General features: G+C 66.1%; 18 protein-coding genes. 6 read left to right on the forward strand and 12 right to left on the reverse strand.

The window, feature by feature from the left end; all coding sequences use genetic code 11:
• Positions 1 to 24 precede the first annotated feature (24 nt).
• From ACH2CY_RS09600 to ACH2CY_RS09610, 3 genes are all read right to left on the reverse strand, one after another.
• Entirely contained in the window at positions 25 to 726 is a 702-nt protein-coding gene (locus ACH2CY_RS09600; RefSeq protein ID WP_395018485.1) for a LuxR C-terminal-related transcriptional regulator, read from the reverse strand.
• 326 nt (positions 727 to 1052) lie between these two features.
• Positions 1053 to 3536 (reverse strand): glycogen/starch/alpha-glucan phosphorylase, encoded by a 2484-nt coding sequence (locus tag ACH2CY_RS09605; RefSeq protein ID WP_395018487.1) that lies wholly within the window; start codon positions 3534 to 3536, stop codon positions 1053 to 1055.
• A complete protein-coding gene (locus tag ACH2CY_RS09610) occupies positions 3536 to 3898 on the reverse strand; it encodes a DUF1488 family protein (RefSeq protein ID WP_395018488.1) in 363 nt (120 codons plus the stop codon). The genes ACH2CY_RS09605 and ACH2CY_RS09610 overlap by 1 nt, the downstream gene beginning before the upstream one ends.
• Before the next feature lie 191 nt (positions 3899 to 4089).
• Here ACH2CY_RS09610 and ACH2CY_RS09615 point away from each other — a divergent pair, with 191 nt between their 5' ends.
• From ACH2CY_RS09615 to ACH2CY_RS09625, 3 genes are all read left to right on the forward strand, one after another.
• Complete coding sequence (locus ACH2CY_RS09615) at positions 4090 to 4584, forward strand: pyridoxamine 5'-phosphate oxidase family protein (RefSeq protein ID WP_395018490.1); 495 nt, start codon at positions 4090 to 4092, stop codon at positions 4582 to 4584.
• Positions 4585 to 4666: 82 nt separating this feature from the next.
• Positions 4667 to 5875, forward strand: coding sequence for a serine hydrolase domain-containing protein (locus tag ACH2CY_RS09620; RefSeq protein WP_395018491.1), 1209 nt, complete (start codon positions 4667 to 4669; stop codon positions 5873 to 5875).
• A 123-nt stretch (positions 5876 to 5998) separates the two neighbouring features.
• Complete coding sequence (locus ACH2CY_RS09625; RefSeq protein WP_395018493.1) at positions 5999 to 8095, forward strand: methyl-accepting chemotaxis protein; 2097 nt, start codon at positions 5999 to 6001, stop codon at positions 8093 to 8095.
• 93 nt (positions 8096 to 8188) lie between these two features.
• Here the strand turns inward: ACH2CY_RS09625 and ACH2CY_RS09630 are convergent, their stop codons facing one another.
• The 3 genes from ACH2CY_RS09630 to ACH2CY_RS09640 all read right to left on the reverse strand — a co-directional run bounded on the left by ACH2CY_RS09630 (position 8189) and on the right by ACH2CY_RS09640 (position 11994).
• Entirely contained in the window at positions 8189 to 10525 is a 2337-nt protein-coding gene (locus ACH2CY_RS09630; RefSeq protein WP_395018494.1) for a cation:proton antiporter, read from the reverse strand.
• A gap of 86 nt (positions 10526 to 10611) precedes the next feature.
• The gene (locus ACH2CY_RS09635; RefSeq protein ID WP_395018495.1) at positions 10612 to 11538 is read right to left on the reverse strand and encodes a hypothetical protein; all 927 of its coding nucleotides are present in this window, start codon (positions 11536 to 11538) and stop codon (positions 10612 to 10614) included.
• A gap of 87 nt (positions 11539 to 11625) precedes the next feature.
• A complete protein-coding gene (locus tag ACH2CY_RS09640) occupies positions 11626 to 11994 on the reverse strand; it encodes a VOC family protein (RefSeq protein WP_395018496.1) in 369 nt (122 codons plus the stop codon).
• Positions 11995 to 12182: 188 nt separating this feature from the next.
• Here ACH2CY_RS09640 and ACH2CY_RS09645 point away from each other — a divergent pair, with 188 nt between their 5' ends.
• Together ACH2CY_RS09645 and ACH2CY_RS09650 are read left to right on the forward strand one after the other, a co-directional pair.
• Positions 12183 to 13355, forward strand: coding sequence for a patatin-like phospholipase family protein (locus ACH2CY_RS09645; RefSeq protein ID WP_395018497.1), 1173 nt, complete (start codon positions 12183 to 12185; stop codon positions 13353 to 13355).
• 103 nt (positions 13356 to 13458) lie between these two features.
• A complete protein-coding gene (locus ACH2CY_RS09650) occupies positions 13459 to 14337 on the forward strand; it encodes a DMT family transporter (protein ID WP_395018499.1) in 879 nt (292 codons plus the stop codon).
• Here ACH2CY_RS09650 and ACH2CY_RS09655 read toward each other — a convergent pair.
• On the reverse strand, positions 14334 to 14684 hold the full coding sequence (locus ACH2CY_RS09655) for a DUF5329 family protein (protein WP_395018500.1): 351 nt from the start codon (positions 14682 to 14684) through the stop codon (positions 14334 to 14336). The genes ACH2CY_RS09650 and ACH2CY_RS09655 overlap by 4 nt on opposite strands.
• Positions 14681 to 16273, reverse strand: coding sequence for a gamma-glutamyltransferase (locus tag ACH2CY_RS09660; RefSeq protein ID WP_395018501.1), 1593 nt, complete (start codon positions 16271 to 16273; stop codon positions 14681 to 14683). Before ACH2CY_RS09660 ends, ACH2CY_RS09655 begins: the two co-directional genes overlap by 4 nt.
• A 312-nt stretch (positions 16274 to 16585) precedes the next feature.
• Between ACH2CY_RS09660 and ACH2CY_RS09665 the strand changes: the two genes are divergently transcribed.
• Positions 16586 to 17422: an OmpA family protein gene (locus ACH2CY_RS09665; RefSeq protein ID WP_395018503.1), complete on the forward strand. Its 837-nt coding sequence runs from the start codon at positions 16586 to 16588 to the stop codon at positions 17420 to 17422.
• A gap of 3 nt (positions 17423 to 17425) precedes the next feature.
• Here ACH2CY_RS09665 and ACH2CY_RS09670 read toward each other — a convergent pair whose 3' ends face one another.
• The 4 genes from ACH2CY_RS09670 to ACH2CY_RS09685 all read right to left on the reverse strand — a co-directional run bounded on the left by ACH2CY_RS09670 (position 17426) and on the right by ACH2CY_RS09685 (position 23254).
• Positions 17426 to 20029 carry a hypothetical protein gene (locus ACH2CY_RS09670; protein WP_395018504.1) on the reverse strand — a complete coding sequence of 868 codons (2604 nt, stop codon included), beginning with the start codon at positions 20027 to 20029 and terminating at the stop codon, positions 17426 to 17428.
• 7 nt (positions 20030 to 20036) lie between these two features.
• A complete protein-coding gene (locus tag ACH2CY_RS09675) occupies positions 20037 to 20915 on the reverse strand; it encodes a protein-L-isoaspartate O-methyltransferase (protein WP_395018506.1) in 879 nt (292 codons plus the stop codon).
• A gap of 100 nt (positions 20916 to 21015) precedes the next feature.
• Positions 21016 to 22266, reverse strand: a complete 1251-nt coding sequence (locus tag ACH2CY_RS09680) for a YncE family protein (protein WP_395018657.1) — start codon at positions 22264 to 22266, stop codon at positions 21016 to 21018.
• A gap of 199 nt (positions 22267 to 22465) precedes the next feature.
• Positions 22466 to 23254 carry a DUF4142 domain-containing protein gene (locus ACH2CY_RS09685; protein WP_395018507.1) on the reverse strand — a complete coding sequence of 263 codons (789 nt, stop codon included), beginning with the start codon at positions 23252 to 23254 and terminating at the stop codon, positions 22466 to 22468.
• Positions 23255 to 23304: the final 50 nt, after the last annotated feature.

Consider the following 23304-nt stretch of genomic DNA (forward strand, 5'->3'; position numbering starts at 1 on the left):
GAACCTGGCTTGCGGCGGGATCATCTAGGTGCCGCGGCGGCCCTCTCTTCGCAGCCCGCCGAAACTCTCCGTCGAGACCCGAAGCGAAGCCAGCCAGGGCTTTTCCTGGACGCGGCGCATGGCTTGCGAACGCCGCGATACCTGCATCTTGTCGAGGAGATTGTGGACGTGGTGCTTGACCGTGGCGACACTCAGGCTGAGGTCGCGCGCGATCTCCTTGTTCGACATGCCGCGGCCGACCAGGACCAGGACTTCGCGTTCGCGCTGCGTCAAATTCGGCGCCAGGTTGCGCTCGTCTTCGGGTGCCTCGCCGGCGCCGTCGAACAAGGCTCGCAGCAAGCCGGCGGAAATCTCCGAAGGGCAGGCGAGACGCCCCGTGGCCACGTTGGAGAGCGCTTGCCCGAGCTCCTCGATCGACGCGTCCCGGGCCACGTAGCCGCGGAATCCGGCACGCCCGCAGCGGATCACGTCCTGCCGCTGCTCGCGCAGCCCGAGCGCAACCAGAGCCAAGGCCGGCCACTCGACGGCAAGGGTCCGTATCGCCATTAGATCGGTTTCTTGCGTCATATCGATCAGCGCAATGTCGAAGCATTGCGACGGCAACGCCGCGTGCAAAGCCGCGATATCCCGGAACAGGGTCAGTGAAAACGTCGCGTCGCAGCGGGCTAAGCCAGCCACCAGCCCTTCCCCGAGGAGTCTTACAGGCGTGAGGATCGCAACTTGCAAAGGGTAAGAACTCCGACCGAACAAGCATGCTGCAAATACTCAACTGCGACTTGCAATAGTTTACCAGAAAATAGTCGGGGTGGGCGCGATTATTTGCCTAATAGGGGCCCAAGGGCCGTAACGCATAGGCTCTCGAACCACGCTAAAGTGTGAGGGTCTTTCTACTTATGCGCGGTACCCCATTTGAGTGAGGCCCACCGTAAACAGGACGGCATCTGGTCAAAGCCAGACTGTCGATAGGGGTGTTTGCGGGCATGATCGCTGCCGGTGACACAGACGCCCGGCACAATTCTTCAGTGACTTGATCTCGTTCATTTTTTGTTGACCTAACCCGCTTGTCCTGCCACGCCCCAGATATCGCTGGCGTATTCGCGGATGGCGCGGTCGGCGCTGAACCAGCCCATCTTGGCGGTGTTGGTGATGGCCTTCGCGGCCCAGAGCGGTCGCCGCCGAAAGAGATCGTCGGCCTCGCGTTGCTTGGCGGCATAGGCGGCGAAATCGGCGGTCACCAGGAAGTGGTCGTTGTTGACGAGGTCGTCCACCAGGCCGATATAGCGCGCGGGGTCGTCCGGCGAGAACACGCCGCCGCGGATCGCGGCCAGCGTTTCCGCCAGCGCCGGCGTGACCGCCACGGTCTGGCCCGGCGCATAGCCGGCGCGGCGCTTCTGCGCCACCTCATCGGCGCGCAGGCCGAAGATCATGATGTTATCGGCCCCGACATGGTCGTGGATCTCGATATTCGCCCCGTCGAAAGTGCCGATGGTCAGAGCGCCGTTCAGCGCGAACTTCATGTTGCCGGTGCCGGACGCCTCCAGACCCGCGGTCGAGATCTGCTCGGAGAGATCGGCCGCCGGGATCACCAGCTCGGCGAGACTCACATTGTAGTTCGGCAGGAACAGGACGCGCAGGCGGTCGCGGGCGATCGGGTCGTTGTTGACGATGCGCGCGACGTCGTTGATCAGCTTGATGATCAGCTTGGCGCGGTGATAGCTGGCGGCCGCCTTGCCGGCGAAGATCTTCACCCGCGGCACCCAGTCGCGATGCGGTGCGGCGCGGATCTCGTTGTAATGCGCGATCGCTTCCAGGATGTTCAGCAGTTGCCTCTTGTATTCGTGCATGCGCTTCACCTGCACGTCGAACAGGCTGTCCGGATTCAGCGACTGGCCGAGATGGCGCAGCACCGATCCCAGCAGTCGCTCCTTGTTGCGCCGCTTCACCTCCAGGAACCGCTGCTGGAAGCCCGCATCCTCGCGCAGCGGCATCAAGCGCTCGAGCTCGGTCGAATCGCCGATCCAGCTTGTTCCGATCGCCTCGGTGATGAGATCGGCGAGGCCGCGGTTGCATTCCAGCAGCCAGCGCCGGAAGGTAATGCCGTTGGTGATATGGGTGATGCGGTCGGGATGGAGCTGGTGCAGTTCGCGGAACACGCTTTCGCGCATCAGCTTGCCGTGCAGGCCAGAGACGCCGTTGACCCGGTGCGAGCCGATGAAGGCGAGATGGCCCATCTTCACCCGCCTTCCGCCATGCTCGTCGATCAGCGAGAGCGCGGGAATGCGCTCCTTGTCGATTTCCTTGCGCTCGGCCACTTCGGCCAGGTGCAGCGCATTGATCTGGTAGATGATCTGCATATGCCGCGGCAGTAACCGTTCCATCAGCCCGACCGGCCAGGTCTCTAGCGCTTCCGGCAACAATGTGTGGTTGGTGTAGGAGAGGGACGCGCGCGTCAGCTCCAGCGCCGTGCGCAGCACGAACTTATGCTCATCCACCAGGATCCGCACCAGCTCGGCGACGGCCAGGGCCGGGTGCGTGTCGTTCAACTGGATCGCCGCCGATTTCGGCAGGTTCGCGACCGTGCCGTGCTGCATCACATGGCGGCGGATCAAGTCCTGCAGCGAGGCGGAGACGAAGAAGTATTCCTGCTTCAACCGGAGTTCCTGGCCGGCCGGCGTCGAATCGTCGGGATAGAGCACGCGCGAGATGCTGGTCGCGCGCACCTGCTCGGCGAAGGCGTCCTGGTATTGGCCGCGGTTGAAATCGGTGAACTGCATCGGGGCCGCGGGCCGCGCCGACCATAGGCGCAGCGTGTTGACGCGGTTGCCTTCCCAGCCCACCACCGGCGTGTCATAGGCGACCGCGACCACGTATTCCGACGGACGCCACTCGAAGCGCTGGCCGCCCGGACCCTTGGGCTCGACGCGGCCGCCGAAGCCGACATGGAAGGTGACCTCGGGCCGCTCGAACTCCCAGGGATTGCCGAAGGCAAGCCAGTCCTCCGGAACCTCCACCTGGTTGCCGTCGCGGATGATCTGGCGAAACAGGCCGTGGTCGTAGCGGATGCCGTAGCCGAAGCCGGCGATGTCGGTCGAAGCCATGCTCTCCATGTAGCAGGCCGCGAGCCTGCCGAGACCGCCGTTGCCGAGCGCGGCATCGGGCTCGGAATTGCGGACCGCATCGAAGTCGACACCGAGCTCGTGCAAGGCGGTGCGGCAGGCGGCGATCAGGCCGAGATTGGTCAGCGTGTCGATCAGCAACCGGCCGATCAGGAACTCGAGCGAGAGGTAGTAGACCCGCTTCTCCGCCTGCGCATAGGTGCGCCGCGTGGTCTCGACCCAGCGGTCGACCATTCGGTCGCGCACCGCCAGCGCGGTCGCCATGTACCAGTCGTGCACGCTGGCATGCTCGGGATCCTTGCCCACGGTGTAGAGCAGCTTCTTGGTGATCGCCTTCTTGAGCGCGGCGACGCCCGGCGCATCGTTGCGCCCGGTCTCGCTCTCCGGCTCTTTCTGATGAAGCTCGACAGGTCGGTTCATCAACCCTCCATGTCAAACGTCTTTCCGGGCCGACTCGGCGTCAGGCGGCGGGTCAGGTCCTGCGACAGGTCCTGGAGATCGCCGGCCTCGAGCGCGATCACGCTGCCCGCGGGCGAGCGCTGATACTTGACCGTGGCCGCCAGTTCGATCAGCGCGCGATTCTGCTGGAAGCGCGCGATCAACGCAGCGGGCCGGTCGCTTTGGCTGCAGCCAATCACCTCGAGCGCGGAGCGCGTCACGAAGCAGTCGAGCGCGTCGCCACCGGACAGCGCCGTGAACCTGATGGCGTCGCGATCGGGGAAATAGATGCCTGCCTCGCCGAGAAAGCGCAAGAGCACCGCAGTCACCTTCTGATGCGGCACGTTCCCGTGCCGGGTCCGCTGGGGGCAATGTAATGAACATGGTCGTTGCATGCTGCGCGGGCAAGCCAAGGTGCGCTGCGCTGCGCCTGCGGAGCGGCCGGTTTGGGGAGATTCGGAGATTTCTGGCGCGGTTCGGAACCTCTCCAACCAGCATCGGTTGACCGCACACACCCGCAGCAAGGAGTTGACCGATGGGCAGCGTGGCCAAGCAGGAACGGCTCTATGAAGTCATCAAGGATTTCGACAATGCAATGCTGGTGACCAGCGGCGCCAGCGGCAGCAATCACGCCCGGCCGATGCATATCGCGGAGATCCGCGAGGACGGCGACATCTTCTTCGCGACCAGCATGGATTCGCCGAAGATCACCGAGATCGCGGTCAGTCCGGAGGTCGTTGTCACCTTCCAGGGCAACCGGCAGTTCGCCGCCGTTTATGGCCGCGCCGAGATCGTGAAGGACCGCAACCTGATCGACCACCTCTGGTCCGAGGCCTGGAAGGTCTGGTTTCCCGAGGGCAAGGCCGATCCCACGCTTTGCCTGATCCGGGTCGATGGCCGCGAGGGCGAGTACTGGGACAATGCCGGCGTCCAGGGCATCAAATACGCCTTCGAGGCCGCCAAGGCCTATCTGCAGCACCGCAAGCCGCACCCGGACGAGAAGCAGAACGCCAAGGTTCGCGTGAACTGATCCGTAGCGGCGCTGCAGGCGCCCTTGCCCGGGTCCCCGTCGGCTGCGCTACACTGCGGCGCAGAATCGGCGGGGAGGGTTCATGACTGCGGGATGGGTGCGCGTTGCAGTACTGCTGCTGATCGGGATCCCATCGGCGGCGCGCGCCGATGACGCACCCTTCGGCAATCGCGACACGATGTGGCGCAGCGAGCACTACATCGGCGCGCTGCGGCATATGGGCGAAATCTATTTCGCGCGGCCGGTCAAGCGCGGCGACACGGCTTCAGAGCTGCCGCAGGGCGAGGCGATCGACAGCCTCACCTATCGCCATGACGGCAAGGACATCCCGATCGAGGATTATTTCTCCCGGGCCCGCAGCACCGGCCTGATCGTGCTGAAGGACGGCAAGGTGGTCTACGAGCGCTATCTGCTGGCCGCCGATCGGAATTCTCTCTTCACCTCCTGGTCGATGGCGAAGTCCTTCACCTCCACCCTGGTGGGCTTCGCCATCGGTGATGGGTTGATCAAGAGCGTCGATGACCCGATCGACCAGTATGTGCCCGGTCTGAAGGGCTCCGGCTTCGAAGGCGTGCCGATCAAGGCAGTGCTGCAGATGTCCTCCGGCGTCGATTTCGTCGAGGATTACGACCGGCCGGAATCCGACATCAACACGCTCTGGGCCGCGACCATCCAATACAACACCAAGCCGGTGACCGAGTTTCTCTCCCACGCGCGGCCCGGCAAGCCGCCGTTCTCCACCTTCAACTACAGCGGCCTCGACACCTCGGCCCTGGGCTGGCTGGTGAGCTCGGTGACCAGGAAGCCGCTCGCCGATTACCTCTCGGAGAAGCTCTGGGTCCCGCTCGGCATGCAGGCCGACGCCAACTGGAATCTCGACGGCGACGGGGGCGGCGCGAATGAGATCGCCTATTGCTGCCTCAACGCGACGCTGCGCGACTATGCGCGGTTCGGGCAGTTCCTGCTGAACGGCGGAAACTGGAACGGCCGGCAGCTCCTGCCGGCCGGCTGGGTCGCCGAGGCGACGCATCCCGACCGGCCGCAGGTCATGCCGGGCAAGCTGCACGAGGGCTGGACCCTCGGCTATCAATATCAGTGGTGGGTGTTTCCCGACGGGTCGGATTCGATCGGCGGCTTCACGGCTCAGGGCATCAACGGCCAGTTCCTCTATGTGAATCCGAAGGAGCGGCTGGTGATCATCGCCACCAATGCCTGGCGTGAGTTCTGGGACGACGATCTGGAGCGCGAGATCTATGACATCTTCGCGGCATTCCAGGCGAAGCTGCGCTGAGCGCGGCCGGTGTTGCGGAAGTGCATGAGAAGCAATGCATTTGTGGGAAAATGTTCAATTCATCGATATACGGTTTCTTTACCCGCTACGGGGCATGACTGAGGTCCAATTTCGGAGGATCTCATGTTCAATCGCTTGTCGGCGAACGCGCTGCTGAAGTCGGTCGTCGCCGCCCTGGCCGCCATTGTGGTCGTCATGCTGGCCTTTGGTGCCTGGCAGTCTTGGCAAAAGGTCGCGAGCGCCGGCCGCATCGTCACCGTGGCCGAGGCGGCCGGCTCCGCCTTCCGCGCGATGCATAACCTGCGCACCGACCGCTCGACCACGACGCGCGCCGTCAATGCGGAGTCAACCGTCACTGACGGCGATCTTGAGATCATGAACCGGACCCGCGGCGCGGAGATGCCGGCCCTGGCGGATGCCCTGGAACGGCTGCCGGAGATCGACTTCGCCGACAAGGAGACGCTGCTCCCGGCGCTGGTCGCGCTCAACGACACGATCATCAAGCTGCAGGCCGAGACCCTCGAAGCGGTGAAGAAGCCTAAGGCCGAGCGCCGTGCCGGCCTGTTCGACGATTACATGAAGACCGCAACCGACCTCATCGCCGCGCTCGACCAGTTGTCGCAGAAGCTTTCGGCCTCGGTGAAGCATGAGGATGCCGTTATCGACCAGATGCTGACCGTACGCCAGCTCGCCTGGATGGTACGCAATTCCGGCGGCAATGCCTCGCTCGGCGTCACCAACGCGATGGCCGCCAAGGAGATGACGCCGGAAGCGATGGACAAGTACCGCACCTCCGTCATCGAGGCGCAGACCGCCTGGAACGCCCTCCTGGCCGAGACCGTCGTCACCCCGCGGTCGGCGGCGGCGCTGACCGACGCGATCGCCAATGCGAAGTCGCAGTATTTCTCGGACGAATACGTCGCCAAGCGCGAAAGCCTGATCAACGCGATCGCCGCCGGCCAGGTGCCGGACATGAACCCGGCTGATTGGTCGAACTACACCGTGGCGCGCCTCGCGTCCCTGGTGGGTGTCGCCGAGGCGGCGCTCGACAGCGCCAAAGGCTATGCCGGGAGCCAGCGCGGCACGGCGCAGATCAACTTGGTGACGCAGCTCGTGCTGCTGGCCGGCGCGATCGTGCTCGCCATCGGCAGCATGCTGTTGATCGGCCGCCGCGTCATCCGCCCGCTGCACCAGATCCGCGACGCCATGCTGCGGGTCGCCGCCGGCGATCTCAGTGCCGAGGCCGCCTTCCCCGGTCGCAGCGACGAGATCGGCGCACTGGCCGGCGCGCTCGGCACCTTCAAGCAGAATGCCGAGGACAAGGCGCGGATCGAGGCTGAGCAGCATGAACGCCATGCGCAAGCCGAGGCGCGCCAGCACAGCGTCGAGGCCAGCATCAGGGCCTTCGAGGCCGAGGTGAAGCAGGCGCTGGATGCGCTGGCCCAGTCGTCGCGGCAGATGCTCGACACCTCGTCTGACATGAGCCGGGCGGCCGAGCGCAGCAAGGGCCAGGTCAAGGCGGTGGCCGGCGCGTCCGAAGAGGCGTCGTCCAACGTGCAGACCGTGGCCGCGGCCTCGGAGGAGCTTTCGGCCTCGATCGGCGAGATCAGCCGCCAGGTCGCCAGCGCCGCCGACATCGCCGGCCGCGCCGTCGAGGAGACCCGCGAGACCGACCGCACCGTGCAAAGCCTGGCGGAGATCGCCAGCAAGATCGGCGAGGTGATCGGCCTCATCAACGACATCGCCGGCCAGACCAACCTGCTGGCGCTCAACGCCACTATCGAGGCGGCGCGGGCCGGCGAGGCGGGCAAGGGCTTCGCGGTGGTGGCATCCGAGGTGAAGAGCCTCGCCAACCAGACCGCCAAGGCGACCGAGGACATCTCGGCCCAGATCGCCGCGGTGCAGAACGTGACCAAGGAAGCGGTCGATGCGATCAAACGCATCGGCGGCACCATCGCCGAAGTGAGCTCGATCGCGACCTCGATCGCAGGGGCGGTCGAGGAGCAGGGTGCGGCGACCCAGGAGATCACCCGCAATACCCAGCAGGCCGCGACCCGGACCCGGGACGTCTCGGAGAACATCTCCGGCGTGACCGACGAGGCCGATGCCACCGGCATGGCCGCGGAGGGGGTTCGCACGGCCGCCGAGGGCCTCGGCAAGCAGGCGGATCGCCTGCGCGGCCAGGTGAACGACTTCCTGTCCAAGATCCGCGCCGCCTAGGCGCGCGTCCATTCCACCCGACCGTCAATTTCGCGACGGTCTCTCCAGCAAGCCGGGCCGCCCCGTCGCGGTCCGGCTTCGCACTTCCCGGGTTCAGCTCGAGAGCAGCAGCACCGAGGCTTCGGCGTCCGCGATCACCGCGCCGGCGACATTGCCGAAGAACAGCGCCTCGCCGGGCCGGCGGTTGACGCCCATGACCACCAGGTCGAAACCGCGGCGCTTGATCTCGCGCAGGATGGCTTCGTGCGGCGCCAGCTCGGTATGAACCGAGATGTCCGCCTCGGTGTCATAGCGTTCGGCCCAGGTGACCAGCTCCTTCAATGCCGCCTGCTCGTGCTGGTGCAGGGCGCCGCCACGCCGGCGCCCGTCGCGCTTGCCGCTCGCGACATAGAGAAAGGTGATCGGCACGCCCTGGGCCCGGGCCAGCATCACCGCAACCTCGGCGGCGCGGCGCGAGACGTTGTTGCCGCTGACGGGAACTAGAATCTTCAGCCGCTGCGTCGGGTCTTCGCGATGCCCGCCGCGGGCGATGGTGACCCCGAGCGGGCCCTCGAAGCCGGCGACGATGCGGGCGATGTCCTCATGCAGCGCGCCGTCGGGACCGAGCGTCTCATCGACGCCCACCATCATCAGGTCATAGCCCTTGCGCGATTCCCGCGCGACCATTGCCTCCGCCTGCGCGGCGGTGGCTTCCGCCTTGATCAGCGGGACCGGGGGCGTCGCGGTCTTGGGCGCCTTCTTCTCCTCCGGCGCCGCCTCTTCCTGGGAAGGCTCCGCCTTGCCCGTCATTTCCTCCTGCGCCGCCGCCTCCGAAGCCGCCTGCTCGGCGTCATGGGCGCCACGTGCGGTCTCCGCACCGGCCTTGAGGTCGGCCTCCGGTCCGTGATCCTCTTCCTTCGGCCTCGACTTCGGCCTCTCGTCCGGCGCCCGGACCCGCAGCAGCGTGGTCGGCGTGCCGCGGCGGCCGGCGAGCAGTCCGGTCAGATGCGCCATGAACTTTCCGTTGGGGCTGTCGTCGACCGCGAGCAGCAGGCGCTCGACATTGGGCATGAAGCCCTTGGCCTCGAACTCCTCGCGCTCGATCCGCTGGCGTTCTTCCTCGCGCATCGGCAGCCGCGCCAACGCCCAGCGCAGCGACGGCGGCATCGCCAGCGTGGTCAGCACCGCCATGGTGACGATCATGGTGAAGAGGTCCTGGCTGAGCACGCCCATCGAAAGGCCGATGGTGGCGACGATCACCTCGGTCGAGCCGCGCGCATTCATGCCGCAGGCGATGGCCAGCGATTCCGGCAGCCGCAGCCCGCCGAGCCTGCCGCCGGCAAAGGCGCCGGAGAACTTGCCGACCGTGGCGATGGCGACGATCCCGGCGGTCAGCATCAGGATCTCGGGGTTGGCGAGGATGGTGAGATCGGCGGTGATGCCGGCCAGGCCGAAGAAGATCGGCATGAAAAGCGCGGTGATGACGCCGCGCAGCTGCTGGTCGATCTGCCGGGTCAGGATCGGCGATTGTCCCACGAGGATGCCGGCGACGAAGGCGCCGAGCACGTCATGGACGCCGATCGCATCGGTGATCAGCGCCATGCTGAAGGTCAGTGCCAGCACCAGCGAGATCACCGGCAGCTCGCTCTCGAAGTGATCGTTGGCCCAGCGGATCAGCCAGAACACCACGCGGCGCCCGACGGTGAAGCTGACGACCAGGAAGACCGCGGTGCCCAGCACCGACTTCGCCAGGGTCGGCCAGTCGAGATGGTTGTTCTCGACCAGGCTCAGGGTGATCGCGATGACGATCCAGCCGATCGTGTCGTCGATCACCGCCGAGGCCAGGATCACCTGGCCGATATTCCGCCGCATGAAGTTCATCTCGCGCACGACCACCGCGACGATCTTCACCGAGGAGATCGAGAGCGCGGTGCCGAGCAGCAGGGCGGCGGGGAAGCGCTCCTCCGGATTGGGCAGCAGGAAGTCGGGCAGATAGATCCCGAGCGCGAACCCGCAGGCGAACGGCAGCAGGATGCCGCAGATCGATACCGCGAGACTCGCCCGGCCGGTGCGGCGCGCCAGGCCGATATCGGTTTCCATCCCGGCCAGCAGCAGCAGCATCAGCACGCCGACCTGGCCGACCGCGTCGATCATGCCCTTCTGCGCCGCTTCCGAGGGGAACAGCGCCTGTTGCGCCTCCGGCCAGAGCGCGCCGAAGACGGAGGGGCCGAGCACCACGCCGGCCAGCAGGTGCCCCATGACCGAAGGCTGTCCCAGCCGCTGCATCGCCTCGCCGAGCAGGCGCCCGGCGACCACCAGGATCAGGACCTCGGTGACGAAAAGCGGCGTCGAGGGCTTGCCGGCCTGCTCCGCGGCAAAGGCACCAGCGGCCGAGCAGAGAATGAGCGCGCCGACGAGCGGCGGAAGCCAGCCTGAGAATGCGCGCCGCATGCGATCCGGTTGTCCTTGAGACCGCGGACACACCCGATCCGCACCTGGACCAATGTGAAATCGGGCAGGAAGGTTCCCTGCGGAGGCTAGGGTGTGCAGGCCTTGGCGCTGTCGCGCGGGAAGGCGCGGATCCGGTCGAACACGGCCCGCAGCGGATCCCGGGTCCAAGCATCGGTGACGAAGTCATTGTGGACGACGGTGGGGCCGGTCTGCAGGAAGACGATGTCGCCCGCCTCGAGGCAGGGCGTCAGGTCAAGCGCGAAGTCGATTCCGTCGCGCATGAACTGGTCTTGGAGATCGCCGTTGCCCGCGGCACTCGACGCGCTATAGGCGCTGAAAAAGAAGGCCTCGCTGCGGCGATCCTCGATCCATTCGGCGAACTTCTCGGTCTCGTCGTAGATTGCATCCAGCAGGATCACACCGGCGATGCGCCGGTTCGCCTCGCCGACCGCCAGCGACCAGGCTGCCGGCAGATAGCCGCCGCTATAGGCGACCAGGATCACCGGCATCCGCGCGAAATCCTGCGCGCTCATGCCCTCGCCGGCAAGCGCCGCCAGCTTGTGGTCGGTCTCGCGCAGATAGCGGGCGAAGGCCCCGGATTGCCAGAAGCCACCGGCGCTGGAATCGAGCGCATCGACGGCAAGCTGCGGGGCGACCAGCGCCGCGTTCAGGTTGGATTCCGCAAGCTGGCGCGGCACCTGCTGGCGCTCGACCACGTCACGCGCCAGCATCGCCTGGTTGCCGTGCAGGAAGACCACGATTGCGCCCTTCCTGCGGCGATCAAAGCCCTTCGGGATGTAGAGCAGGCTGCGACGGTCGTTGTAGGTCTCGTCCTCCCAATAGACACCGCTGCGCGGCGCCGTATGGCCGCGGCGCGAACCTTGACTGGCATCGAGGAAGGGCGCGTCTTCGTGCGTCTCGTCGCCGGGGACCATGCCGCGATAGGGGAAGGGTGCGCTCTCGAACGGCACCAGCGCCGCCTTGCCGTCCAATGCCTTCACTGCAGGATCCACGCTATCGGCCCCTGAATTGGCGCTGGGCCAGATGAGGAGCAGTAGAGCGATCCAGAGGCGACTTGCCATGCACGGCTTCTTCCCCACTCAGGCCTCGGGTTCGTGGCAGACCGCTTCGATATTGTGCCCGTCCGGCCCGATCGCGAAAGCGGCGTAGTAGTATTCATGATACTGCGGGCGCAGGCCGGGCGCGCCATGATCCTTACCGCCCGCCGCCAGCGCCGCCCGATGGAAGGCATCGACCTGCCGGCGATTCTCCACCCGGAAGGCGAGGTGAAGATAGGCCGGTTTCTCCTGGGTCTGGAACAGGCAGAGCGAGGATTTGCCGTCGGTGCTCATTTCGATGCCCAACGGCCCTTCCTGGACGACCGCGACACCGAGCGGTTCGAGCGCCTTCAGGAAAAAGGCCTTGCTCGCCGCGTAGTCGCTGACGCCGATGACGACATGGTCGAACATGCGCTATCCTCAAGGGTTTGTCGCCCGCGCGAGGCCTAACCTGTTTCAAAGGCCTGGGCAAGCGACCCGTTCCGGCGCGCCAGAAGGCCGGCCGGCAGCCGACCCATGGACCAAGGGTCAGATGCGGAATCCAGCGAACTTGCCCTAAGCTTCCCGTCTGACAATGGCTTGTGACCGTCGAGGGGCGCATGACACGCAAAAGGTTCTGGTTGGTCTTCCTGGCGGTGTTCTGGCTCGGCGCCTGCTCGTCGCCGGCCGAGCGGACGCTTTCCCTGCAAGCGCCGCTCTATGCCACGCTCCCCAATGGCGCGGATCCGCTCAATGCGAGCCGGCCGTCGAGCATCTATGCCGAGGTGGCGGAGGTTCCGGGCGACAATCTCATCCGCTACCTCGAGCGCAAGCGCGGCCATGCGCTGAACCTGCTTTCACTTTCCGGCGGGGGCCAGAACGGGGCCTTCGGCGCGGGCTTCCTGATTGGCTGGCGCGAGAGCGGGAAGCGGCCGCAGTTCGATGCCGTCGGCGGCGTCAGCACCGGCGCGTTGCTGGCCACCCATGCCTTCCTCGGCACCCCGGCCGACGACGCGATCCTGGAGGAGATGTACACCAAGATCACCGCGGCCGACATCTACACCGATCGGAGCATCCTCGGTCTGCTCTCCGCCGACTCGCTGAAGGACACGACGCCGCTGCGCGCGATGATCGCCAAATACATCACCGCGGAGACGTTGCAGCGCGTGGCCGCCGCCTATGATGAGAATCGCATGCTGGCGGTGGGCACGACCAACATCGACTACGCCCAGACCTGGGTGTGGAACATGACGATGATCGCGAAGGCGGGCGACCTGGAGCTCTATCGCGATGTGCTGCTGGCCTCCGCTTCCTTCCCGATCGTCTTCCCGCCGGTGGAGATCGACGGTCATCTTTTCGTCGACGGCGCGGCGCGATCGAACCTGGTGATCCCGGGGATGGGCGGCCAGAAGAAGCCCAATCCGCCGCTCCACGGCGCGGGCAACCTCTATCTGATCGACAACGGCAAGGTGACGACGCCGCCGCAGGCCCTGATCCGGGCGCTGGGGCCGGTGGCCGCCACCACCATCAGCGTGATGATGGAGCAATCGATGCAAACCGCCCTGACGCGGTCCTATTTCGGGGCGCGGCTGCTCGGCTACAACTTCAACATGGTCGGGATTCCCGATGCGGTGAATGTCGGCAACGATCCCTTGGCCTTCGATCCCGCGCAGATGCGCGCCGCCTTCGACGCCGGGCGCGCACTCGGGGCGCAGGACAAGCCCTGGCAGGACCGGCCGGGTGACTCCGGCGACATTCCCGCCTGGGTCTTCAAGGCGGGAATGGCGCCCTGAGTGCATTTTCGCGCGCAACAGGGCCAAACCATCACCATTTCGGCATAGGCCGCACGCGCGCCCGGCGGTGGTCACATTCCGGTCGCGCGGCTAAAAAGCCGGAATGACATCCAAAGCCCACGGCTATCTCTTCGCCCTCGCCGCCACCACGATCTTCTCCTTCCAGGATGCGATCTCGAAGCATCTCGGCGATCACTATCATCCGATCTTCATCACCATGCTCCGGTATTGGGCGTTCGGCGCCTTCTGCATCCTGCTGGCGGCGCGGAAGCCCGGCGGCCTTCGGGCGGCGGCCAGCACCAGGCGACCGGTGCTGCAGATCATGCGCGGCGTCCTGCTGGCCACGGAAATCATGATCGTCATCACCGCCTTCTGGAAGGCGGGCCTGGTGCATTCGACGGCGGTCCTGGCGGCCACGCCGCTGGTGGTCACGGTGCTGTCGATCCCTTTCCTCGGCGAGCATGTGGGCTGGCGCCGCTGGTCGGCGGTCGTCGCGGGTCTCATCGGGGTGCTGCTGATCCTGAAGCCCGATGCCGGCGGCTTCCTCGATCCCTGGCTGCTGCTGCCGGTGCTCTGCTGCTTCATGTATGCGGCCTACCTGATCGCGACCCGGCTGGTCAGCCGCACCGACACCCCGGCGACCAGCTTCTTCTATATCGGCGTCGCCGGCGCGGTCACGGCGACCCTGGTCGGGCCGTTTTTCTGGACCAGCCTCGAAGGCTGGGACAAGCTCTGGATGGGCGTGTTGTGCATCACCGGCATGACCGGTCACTACCTGGTGATCCGCGCCTATGAGCTGCTGGACGCTTCGGCTGCGCAACCGATCACCTATCTCGGGCTGGTCTATGCGGCGTTCTTCGGCGTGCTGCTCTACGGCGAATCGTTGACCTGGAACATCGTTGCCGGCTCGGTGATCGTGGTCGGCGCCGGTCTCTTCACCGTCTGGCGCGAATACGTGCGCCGGCATCGACCGACGCTCTAATTCTGCCGCGCCCGATAGCGCGCATCCTCGGCGCGGATCCAATCCGCGGCCGGGATGGTCTGGCCTTCGCAGCGCACCTGATAGGGCTTGCCGCTCATCAGGCTCTTGCTGGCGGCGCGCGCGATGAAGTCCTCTACCGAGGCAATCTCGTTCTTGAAGTAGTCGTATTTCGCCTGGATGTGTTCGGCGGCCTCGGCGCCGGAATACTCCGACCCGTTGCGGATGAAGGTGCAGGACGAATGGCGGACGAAGCCGACCAGATGGGCGATCTCATCCGCCAGCGGATCGGCGCGCGCGGTCGGCATGGCGAAGACCAGCAGCATCAGGACGGCGGCGATCATTCTCATTGCGGCAGCTCCGTCTCGGATACGACACCGGACCAGGCCGAGGCGAGATCGGTCGCGCCGTGGAAGCGGTGATCCGGCCCGGCCTGGACCGCGCTCGGGTTGGCGAATTGCGCCGGATAGGGCGCGAGATCGGTGAAGCTGGCGGTCATGGCTTGCGCGATTCCGTCCAGCGTGTCTTGGCCCAGGCGGCGATCCACCAGGGCAACCCCCGGACCCGAGACATCGATCCGCGGCGTGTGAAAAGCGCCGTCGAGATCCATGCCGAAATCCACCAGGAAGGACAGGATCTGTGCGACCGCCGGCATGATCTTGCGGCCGCCGGAGGCGCCGAAGCCGACCGCGCCGAGACGCTCCGAAAGCGCCACCGTCGGACACATGTTGGAGAGCGGCTTGGCGCCGCCGCGGATCGAGTTCGGCTTGCCCGGCACCGGATCGAACCACATGACGCCGTTGTTCATCACGATGCCGGTCGAAGGCGACATCACGAAGGAGCCGAAGCGCGACAGCAGGGTTTGGGTCCAGGCGACCACGTTTCCTTGCTTGTCGACGACATTGAAATGGCTGGTGCAGGTCTCGCGCGGCTCCGACTTCTGCTCGCCCATATTGGCCAGCCGGTCGCGATAGGCCCGGTCCAGGCCGCTGGCATAGCCGCGGTAATGCTCCGCCTTCGGCGCGCGCCCCGCAGGCGCCAGGTTCTTGGCCCATCCCTCGAGCACGGCTGCGAGTGTCGGACCCGCGGTCAGCCCCGACGGTGCGAAGACCCGCGCGTCGCGATAGGCGATCTCGACCGGGTCGATGAAGCGCGCCTGGTATTGCGTCAAGTCCGCTTGCGAGAGCCGGCAGCCCATTGCGCCCAGGTCCTCTATCAGCGCCCGGCCGATGGCGCCGGCATAGAACGCGTCCGGGCCGTCACTCGCCAGCTGCCGCAGCGTCTCGCGCAACCGGCCGAGTTTCAGGAAGCCGAGCGCGCCGGCCTCGAACGGCACGGGGACGCGACCCTCGGGGAGATAGGTCTTGCGGGTCTCGTCGAACTTCGCGAGTAACTTCGACTCCACCAGGATCGAGAGCGCGCCGTACCAATCGAGGGCCAGGCCGCGATCGGCCAGGGCGATCGCCGGCTGCACAAGATCGCTCCAGGGCAATCGGCCGAAGCTCTTATGCGCGAGGCCCAGTCCGGCCAGCAGGCCGGGGATCGCGATCGAGTGCGGGCCCATGATGTTCCGGTCGTCGACCACGCCCGGCCAGCCGAAAAAGCCTTCCGCGGTTGGCTTGCCAGTCAGCGGATAATCGGCGGGATCCAGCGCCGCCGGCGCCACCATGCCGAAGTCGAGGCAGCGGATCTCCCTTAGCTGCGCGTCCCAGATGGTGGCGAAGCCGCCGCCGCCCAGCCCACTCATCCAAGGTTCGACCGCCCCCAAGGCTAGGCTCGTCGCCACTGCGGCATCCACCGCGTGGCCGCCGGCCGCGAGAATCCGCGCGCCGGCCGCGGCGGCGTCGCGCGATTGTGCCGCCACCACGCCACCCCCGCTCTCGACCGCAGGCTTGCGATAGAGGGCGCTGGTCGGAACTACGTCTGCCGGCATGGTCATCTAATCATCCAATCTGTTCAGCGGGAATCTGGCCTTTTCCAGGCGATCGGCCAAGCCTAAAGCCGCCGGATTATCCGACTAATGCCCGCGACAAGAAACCTATGCGCCGGGGCGGAGTTTATCGCCGTTAATCGAGCCTCGATGCGGATGGTTCGAAGCCCATTGCGTTGCCCGGCCACAGCTCGAAGGGGTGACAGTTTTCAAGGGGGACCGCAGCTGTCGAGGCTGTTCGCAATTGCGTTGGAGATATACCCCATGAAACGCGCTCTGCTTTTCTCGGCAGCAGTCTGCCTGGTTTGGAGTGGCCATGCCATGGCCCAGCAAGGCAACTACGTCGTGCTCTTCCCCTTCGACCAGTCGACCCTCGATGCGGGCGCGAGGGCCACCATCTCCGCCGCGGCGGAGGAGTTCAAGCGCACCGGTTCGGCCAATATCTCGGTGCAAGGTCACACCGACACCGCTGGCAACGCCGACTACAACCAGGCGCTTTCGGAGCGGCGCGAGGCGGCCGTGACGAATGAGTTGGTCCGCTTGGGCGTGCCGGCGGGGTCCATCAACGGCATTGCCGTCGGCGAGAGCCAGCCCGCGGTGCCGACCGGCGACAACGTCCGCGAGGCACAGAATCGCCGGGTCGACATCCAGATCGCCGCCCCGCCACCGCCGCCCGCGCCGGAACCGGCACCCGCGCCTGCGCCCGTCGCCGAGACTCCGCCGCCCCCACCGCCGCCGGAACCTGAAGAGAAGCTCTGGAGCTTCTCGCCGGGTCTCTTCTACGGCTACAACTTCCACGACCAGCAGGCGACGCACAGCCAGCTCGTCGGCCTCAACTTGAGCCTCGACTACAAGCCCATCGACTGGATGAGCGTCGGCGTCGAGCAGGCGGGCTTCTATCACTTCGAGACCGATGACGACGGCCCGGGCGGCCGGACCGTGGTCGGCCCGGACTTCTATCTCGGCGACATGTTCTATGTCGGCGGCAACTTCGGTTACCTCTATGGTGATGGCTTCCACGATGACTTCATCGCCGGCCCCGAAGCCGGCGTGCAGTGGGAATTCATCAACTGGAAGGTCGCCTACGACATTCCCTTCAACCGCGACGTCGGCGACGGCGTGCTGAATACCACCATCGGCACCACCTTCCGCTTCTAATGTTCAGGGGCCCCTCGCCATTGCGGCGGGGCGTCCCGGCAACAGCACGGCGAAGAAGGACGGCAGCGCCAGCAGATAGGCCGCGCCGCTGATGGCCAGCACCCAGCTCAAGCCGAAGGTGGTCGCGACGATCGGCACCAAAGCCGCGCCGATCACCGAGAAGCAGCCGTTGATACCCCAGGCCCAGAGAAACATGTGGTCCTTGCCGAGCCGGCCCAGCGTGGTCATCGCGGTTGGCATCGGGAAGCCCATCAGGAAAGTGGGCGGCGCCAGCAGCAGCATCGAGAGCAGCAGCCGCGCTGCGTAGGGCAGGATGCCGATCCAGTCCAGCACCGGATCGATCAGCGTGCCATAGCCGATCAGCAGGATGCCGATCGCGACGAAGATCACCGGCATGATGCGGCGGCCGCGCTCGAGGATGCGCTCCGAGGCGAAGCTGCCCAAGCCGGAGAAGATCAGCATGCCGGTGATCAGCACCGCGGCGGAGACGGTGGCGTTGCCGAGCGCCTCGATGAATTTCGCAATCAGGCCGACCTCGACCATGATGTAGCCGAGCCCGAGGCAGGCGAAATAGACGATGGTGCCGAGCTTGCCCGGGTTGTGGCTGAAGATCGAGCGCCAGCCGAGCAGCACGGGGAGTGCGATCAGCAGCAGCGACACCGCCGCCGCGACGCCGAGCGTCGCCCAGAGCAGCAGATAGCCCCAGTCGTCCTGGAACAGCTCCAGCCGGTCGGTGATCTTGATGAGATCGCCGGCTTTCTCATAGGCGGCGAAATAGGGCCGGTCGTTGGTCAGCGGGTGGATGTCGAAGACATAGCGCTGCGCGACCTCGTCCCAGCCGCCGAAGATCAGGCTGTGCCAGGCCAACCGCCCCATGGCGATGGCGGGCAGGACCTGCGGCGCCGCGTCACCATCGAGATTGTCGAGCGTGGTATCGGCCGGATCGTCGCTGCCCGCATCGGCCTGCGGCGTGCCTTGTCCGAAGATCGTCTCGTGGTATTCGCCGAGCAGCGCATCGCTGCCGCTGCCGTCGAACTCCATGCCGGGATAGTAGAGCTCGTCGAAGGAGAGGCCGTGGGTGGTCTCGCGCAGCCTGGCGATCTCGTCGGGCGTGAAGCCGCCGCGCTTGTAGAGCACCGTCGTGGTCGAGAGATAGCTGGAGACCGCGTAGAACGCGTTCTCGGGGTTGGTGGTGTCCGCCTTGCGCGCGGCTTCGACCATGGTGGCGTAGAGCCGCAGCACCGATTTCGGCGGATCCTCCTTGTTCCAGAGTGTCACCGACAGGATGCCGCCGGGCTTAAGCGCGCGCATATAGGTGCGCATAGCCTCCTCGGTGTAGCCGTATTTCTCGACGATGGCGAAGCCGCCGGGATTGGAGAGGCCGGCGGAATCGGCGAGGCTCAGGTCGATGACGTCGTAGCGTTGCTTCGTTCCGGCGAGGAAGAGCCTGCCGTCATAGCCGACCACCGTCACCTTGGGGTCGCGCAGCAGATCGCCGGTGAAGTCGCGCAGCGCCGGATGGTCGAGGAAGGCGCTGCGGATCTCGGGGTTCGCCTCGGCGACGGTCACCGACTTGGCGCCGCTGCGGAGCGCGACCACGGTCGAAATTCCGCCGGCGAACTGCGCGACGAAGGTATCGGCGTCCGGCTTCAGCACATAGGGGTAGTGCATCGGCAGGAAGCGGAAATAGGCGGTCTGTGCTTCCGGGAGTTGGCGCATGACGCCGATCGGCCCGTCGCCGTCGATATACATCCCCCAATAGGCATTGGCCGGCATTTCCGGCAGGTTGAAGGCGGCGTTGTCGGAGAGGCCGGGCGCGAAATGCAGATAGGAGCTGGAATAGAGCTCGAGCTCGCCGAAGGGCGAGATCGAGTGATAGACCCGTGCCATGTCCGGAAACTTCCGGGCATAGGCGACGCCCTTGTAGTCCGACGTGGAAAGCTTCGGGATGTCGATCCAGCCGGGCAGCAGGAAATGCGTGCCGAAGGCAATCAGCGTCGAGACAGCGAGCATGACGACCGAGCGGCGCTCATTCTGGCCGATGAACCAGAGCAGCGCGCCGATCGCCCAGAGTGCCAGCGGCGCCGCGATCAGATTCTCCGGCGGCAGCCAGTACATCGCACCCAGCACCGAGAGTCCGCAGAGGCCGGAGCCGGCGAGATCGGCGAAATAGACCCGGGCGAAGGCGCGGCGGCTGCGGAGCAGAACCGTGCCGATGAACAGCGCACCCGCCAGGAAGGGCGTGAAATACAGCAGGAAATTCGCCAGCAGCAACCATTTCTGCTGCGGGTCGGAGATCAGGAAGATCGCGTTGAAGGGAATCTGCTGCGCGATCAGGTTCGCCGCCACCATCAGCGGCCCGAAGGCCAGCAGCGAGAGCGCGGCGACTTGGCGCCAGTTTCGCTCGAACCAGTCTTTGCCGGCGCACATGACGGCGCTGGTCAGGCCGAAGCCGAGCAAAGCCAGGCTCACCACCAGCGAGCCGAAATGCACCCAGTTGCCGACCGCGAAGATCCGCATGATGCAGATCTGCAGCGCAATGACCGATCCCGCCACCAGGCCGATCGCGAGATAGGCCGGCAGCGGAACCTTATCCGCACCGTTCAAGATGGGCTCACTGCGGCGCGTCGCCGTTATGCGTGCCCTTGATCTTGTCGCCGGCCAAGGCGGTGAAGGGCACGAAGGGCACGATCCGGCCGTTGTATATATCCGATCGGGCGACCGTGATGGTGCCGTCGGCGGCCTTCTGCTTGATCACCTTCAGCACATGCTGCGCGCCCGGGGGACCCACTGGGATCACCATGATGCCGCCGTCCTTCAATTGCTGCAGGAGCGGCGGCGGCACATGGTCGATGCCGCAGGTGACGATGATCTTGTCGAAGGGACCGGCTTCTTCCCAGCCGTAATAGCCGTCAGCATTCTTGGTGGTGATCGACTTGTATTCGCTGTAGCCCGCGGCGATCAGCTCGTCATAGGTTGCCCGGGTGCGCTCGGCCAGCGGCTTGATGATCTCGATCGACCAGACCTTGTCGGTCAGATTCGAGAGATAGGCCGACTGGTAGCCGGAGCCGGTGCCGATCTCCAGGACCTTCTCGCCCTTCTGCACGTCGATCGAGGTGGTCATGCGCCCGACCAGGTGCGGTCCGGAGATGGTGACGCCGTAGCCGATGTCGAGGAAGGCGTTGGCATAGGCGCGCTTCAGGTTGTTCGGCCGCACGAACTTCTCGCGCGGCGTCATCAGGAAGGCGCGCTCGTTGCGGTCGTCCTTCAGGTCCTTGTTGTCGACCAGCACGCGGTAGCGCTTCCAATGCTCGGCGAGATAGGCCGGATCCTCGCCGCGGTTGGCCGTCATCCAGTCGATGTAATTCTTGGCATTGTCCGCCGGCGGCATGGCGTCCCAGTTATAGGGCACCGGCACATTGGCCAGCGCAGGCTGAACGGCCGCAGCGGCGATCAGGCCCGCCGAGCTGGCGAGAAATTGGCGACGATTCAACGGACTTCCCCCGAGCAACCGAGACTTCCCGACACAGAAAATGCGGCCTCGGCAGCCGCATTGTCCACCCTCATTCTGTAACACAAGGGCGTCATCCGGTTCAGCGCATATTGCCGGTATGGCCGAGGGAATAGCGCCCGGGTTGGGGCCAGACCGCGAGACCGTGCGGCTCCCGGCCGACCGCGATCGACTTCACGCTGCCGTCAGTCGTGTTGAAGCGATAGACGACGTTGTCGAAGCGCCCGGAGAGCCAGAGATAGCGGCCGTCGGGCGAGACGTTGCCCATGTCCGGGCTGCCGCCGCCGGGAATCCGCCAGGTCGCCACCACCCGGCGGGTCGCGAAGTCGAGCACCGAAACGCTGCCCGGCCCATGCTTCCGGCCCTCGACCCGGTGCGAGCCGCGGTTGGCGACATAGAGCTTGGTGCCATCCCGCGAGGGATAGAGGCCATGCGCGCCGCACCCGGTCGGGATGAAGCCGACCTGGGTGAAGCTCTCGCCATCGACCAGGTAGACGCCGTCGGCCAGCATGTCGGCGACATAGAAGAGGCGGCCGTCCGGCGCGATGCGGATGTCCTGCGGCATGCCGGTCGTGGCCGCGGTGCAGGTCGGGAAGCCGGCCACCGCGCTTGGCGACGCGGCATCGGTGAAGGCTGCGGGGATGATGCCGCTGGCCTGGCTCTCCTTCACGGCATTCTCCTTCGACAGCGTCAGATAGCCGACCACGACGCGCTGCTGCAGGTCGATCTTGGCGATGCCGCCGCCATATTCGCAGGTGAACAGCGCGTAGCGGCCGTCGATCGAGAAATCGGCATGGTTGATTCCGGCACAGCCCGGGGTGGGAAGCGACCATTGCAGCGCCATCGTATGCGGATCGCGGAAGTCGAGCCGCTGGCTCTCCTCGGCGACCACGATCGCCGACCGGCCGTCCGGCGTGAAATACATGTTGTAGGGATCATCGACCGCGATGCTGCGGCCGGGCCTGGCGGTCTTCGGGTCGATCGGGGTGACGCTGCCGTTCATCCGCTTCTCGGCGTTGTTCACGACCCAGAGCGTCTGCATGTCCCACGAGGGAACGACATGCTGCGGGTTCACCCCGGTGCGGAAGCGGCCGACCACCTTCATGAGCTTGGGATCGATCACCGTGACATCGCCGGCGATCCGGTCCGGCACATAGATGCGGTAGAGCGCGCCGGCGACGGCCGGGCTCAGGCGACTGGCGCCGATCTCGCTGTAGAGATTATCCGGATCGACCACCGGCGGCATGCCGGCGACGGTCGCGACCGCGCGGGACGAATGGCGGGGCGCGACGGCACCTGTGCCGTCCGCCGCATGAACGAAGCTGCCGGACAGCCATTGGCAGGAAGCGAGCACCGAGGCGAGGCCGAAGGCGGCCAGCCAGCGGGGGTGAAAAAGCCGTCTCAAAATGCGCCCACGACACAAAATACCTGCGCCGCAGCTAACACGCGCGGGAGGCGCTGGACAACGGGATTAGGGTAACAGATTGAAACGGCCCGGGCGCTGAGCACCCGGGCCGCCGATAGGCACCGCGTTAGTCGATGCCGGCCTGCAGGCGGATCGCCTGGTCGCGGCGGTTCCGGAGATCCACCGCATCGCCGCCCGCGGTCGAGCGCAAGGTCACGTCGGTCGCCAGGTTGCCCTGGCTGGCGTAGAGCGCTGCGCCGGCGTCATGGTCGGCGATCATCTGGGCGAGATAGTAGCGGTCGACGTCGTAACCACTCATCCGCGAGAGATCATCGGCCGCTCGGCTGCCGGCCGGGCTCGGCGTCCAGGCCAGCGAGACGTTGCGGCGAAGCGCGATGCTGTCGAGGTCGTCCGCCATGCGGCGGTGGTCGTTGATGGTCTGCATGGCGAACTCGCGCACCGCCGGCGACTGTGCCCGCTGATAGGCGACGCGTGACAACGCGATCTCGGTCGCATTGAACTGCGAGGCCCGCGCCATGAAGTCGACATCGCTGCCGGCGATGGCGGTGCTGGCCGGTACCTGCGCCGGGACCAGCACGGTCGAACCCACCGTGGTCACCGACGGGCTGACCGTGTTCGCCGGCACCAGCACCGTTGTGGTGGTCGCCGATCGGGCCGGGACCAGCACCGTGGTGGTCGTCGGCTGCGTGGTCGCGACCACCGTGGTCGTGCCGGACGGCGGCAAGGTCGAAGCGACCGTCGGCGCTGCGGTGGTCTTGGAGCGATAATAGGACTGCGACTGTCCGTTGTTGTCCTTGCTGTGCGGATACTGGCTGGGGCTGCCGCAACCGGCAACCGTCACGGCGCAAAAGGCGAGCGCCGTGGCCAGGAGCGCGCTGCGCTGTGTCCTGGTCATGTCAAACCTCCTGCAAAGACGCCGGGCGAACCGGCGCTGAAGTTGAGGGC

It is taken from the genome of Dongia sp., from assembly GCF_041905885.1.
Classification (GTDB): Bacteria; Pseudomonadota; Alphaproteobacteria; order Dongiales; family Dongiaceae; genus Dongia.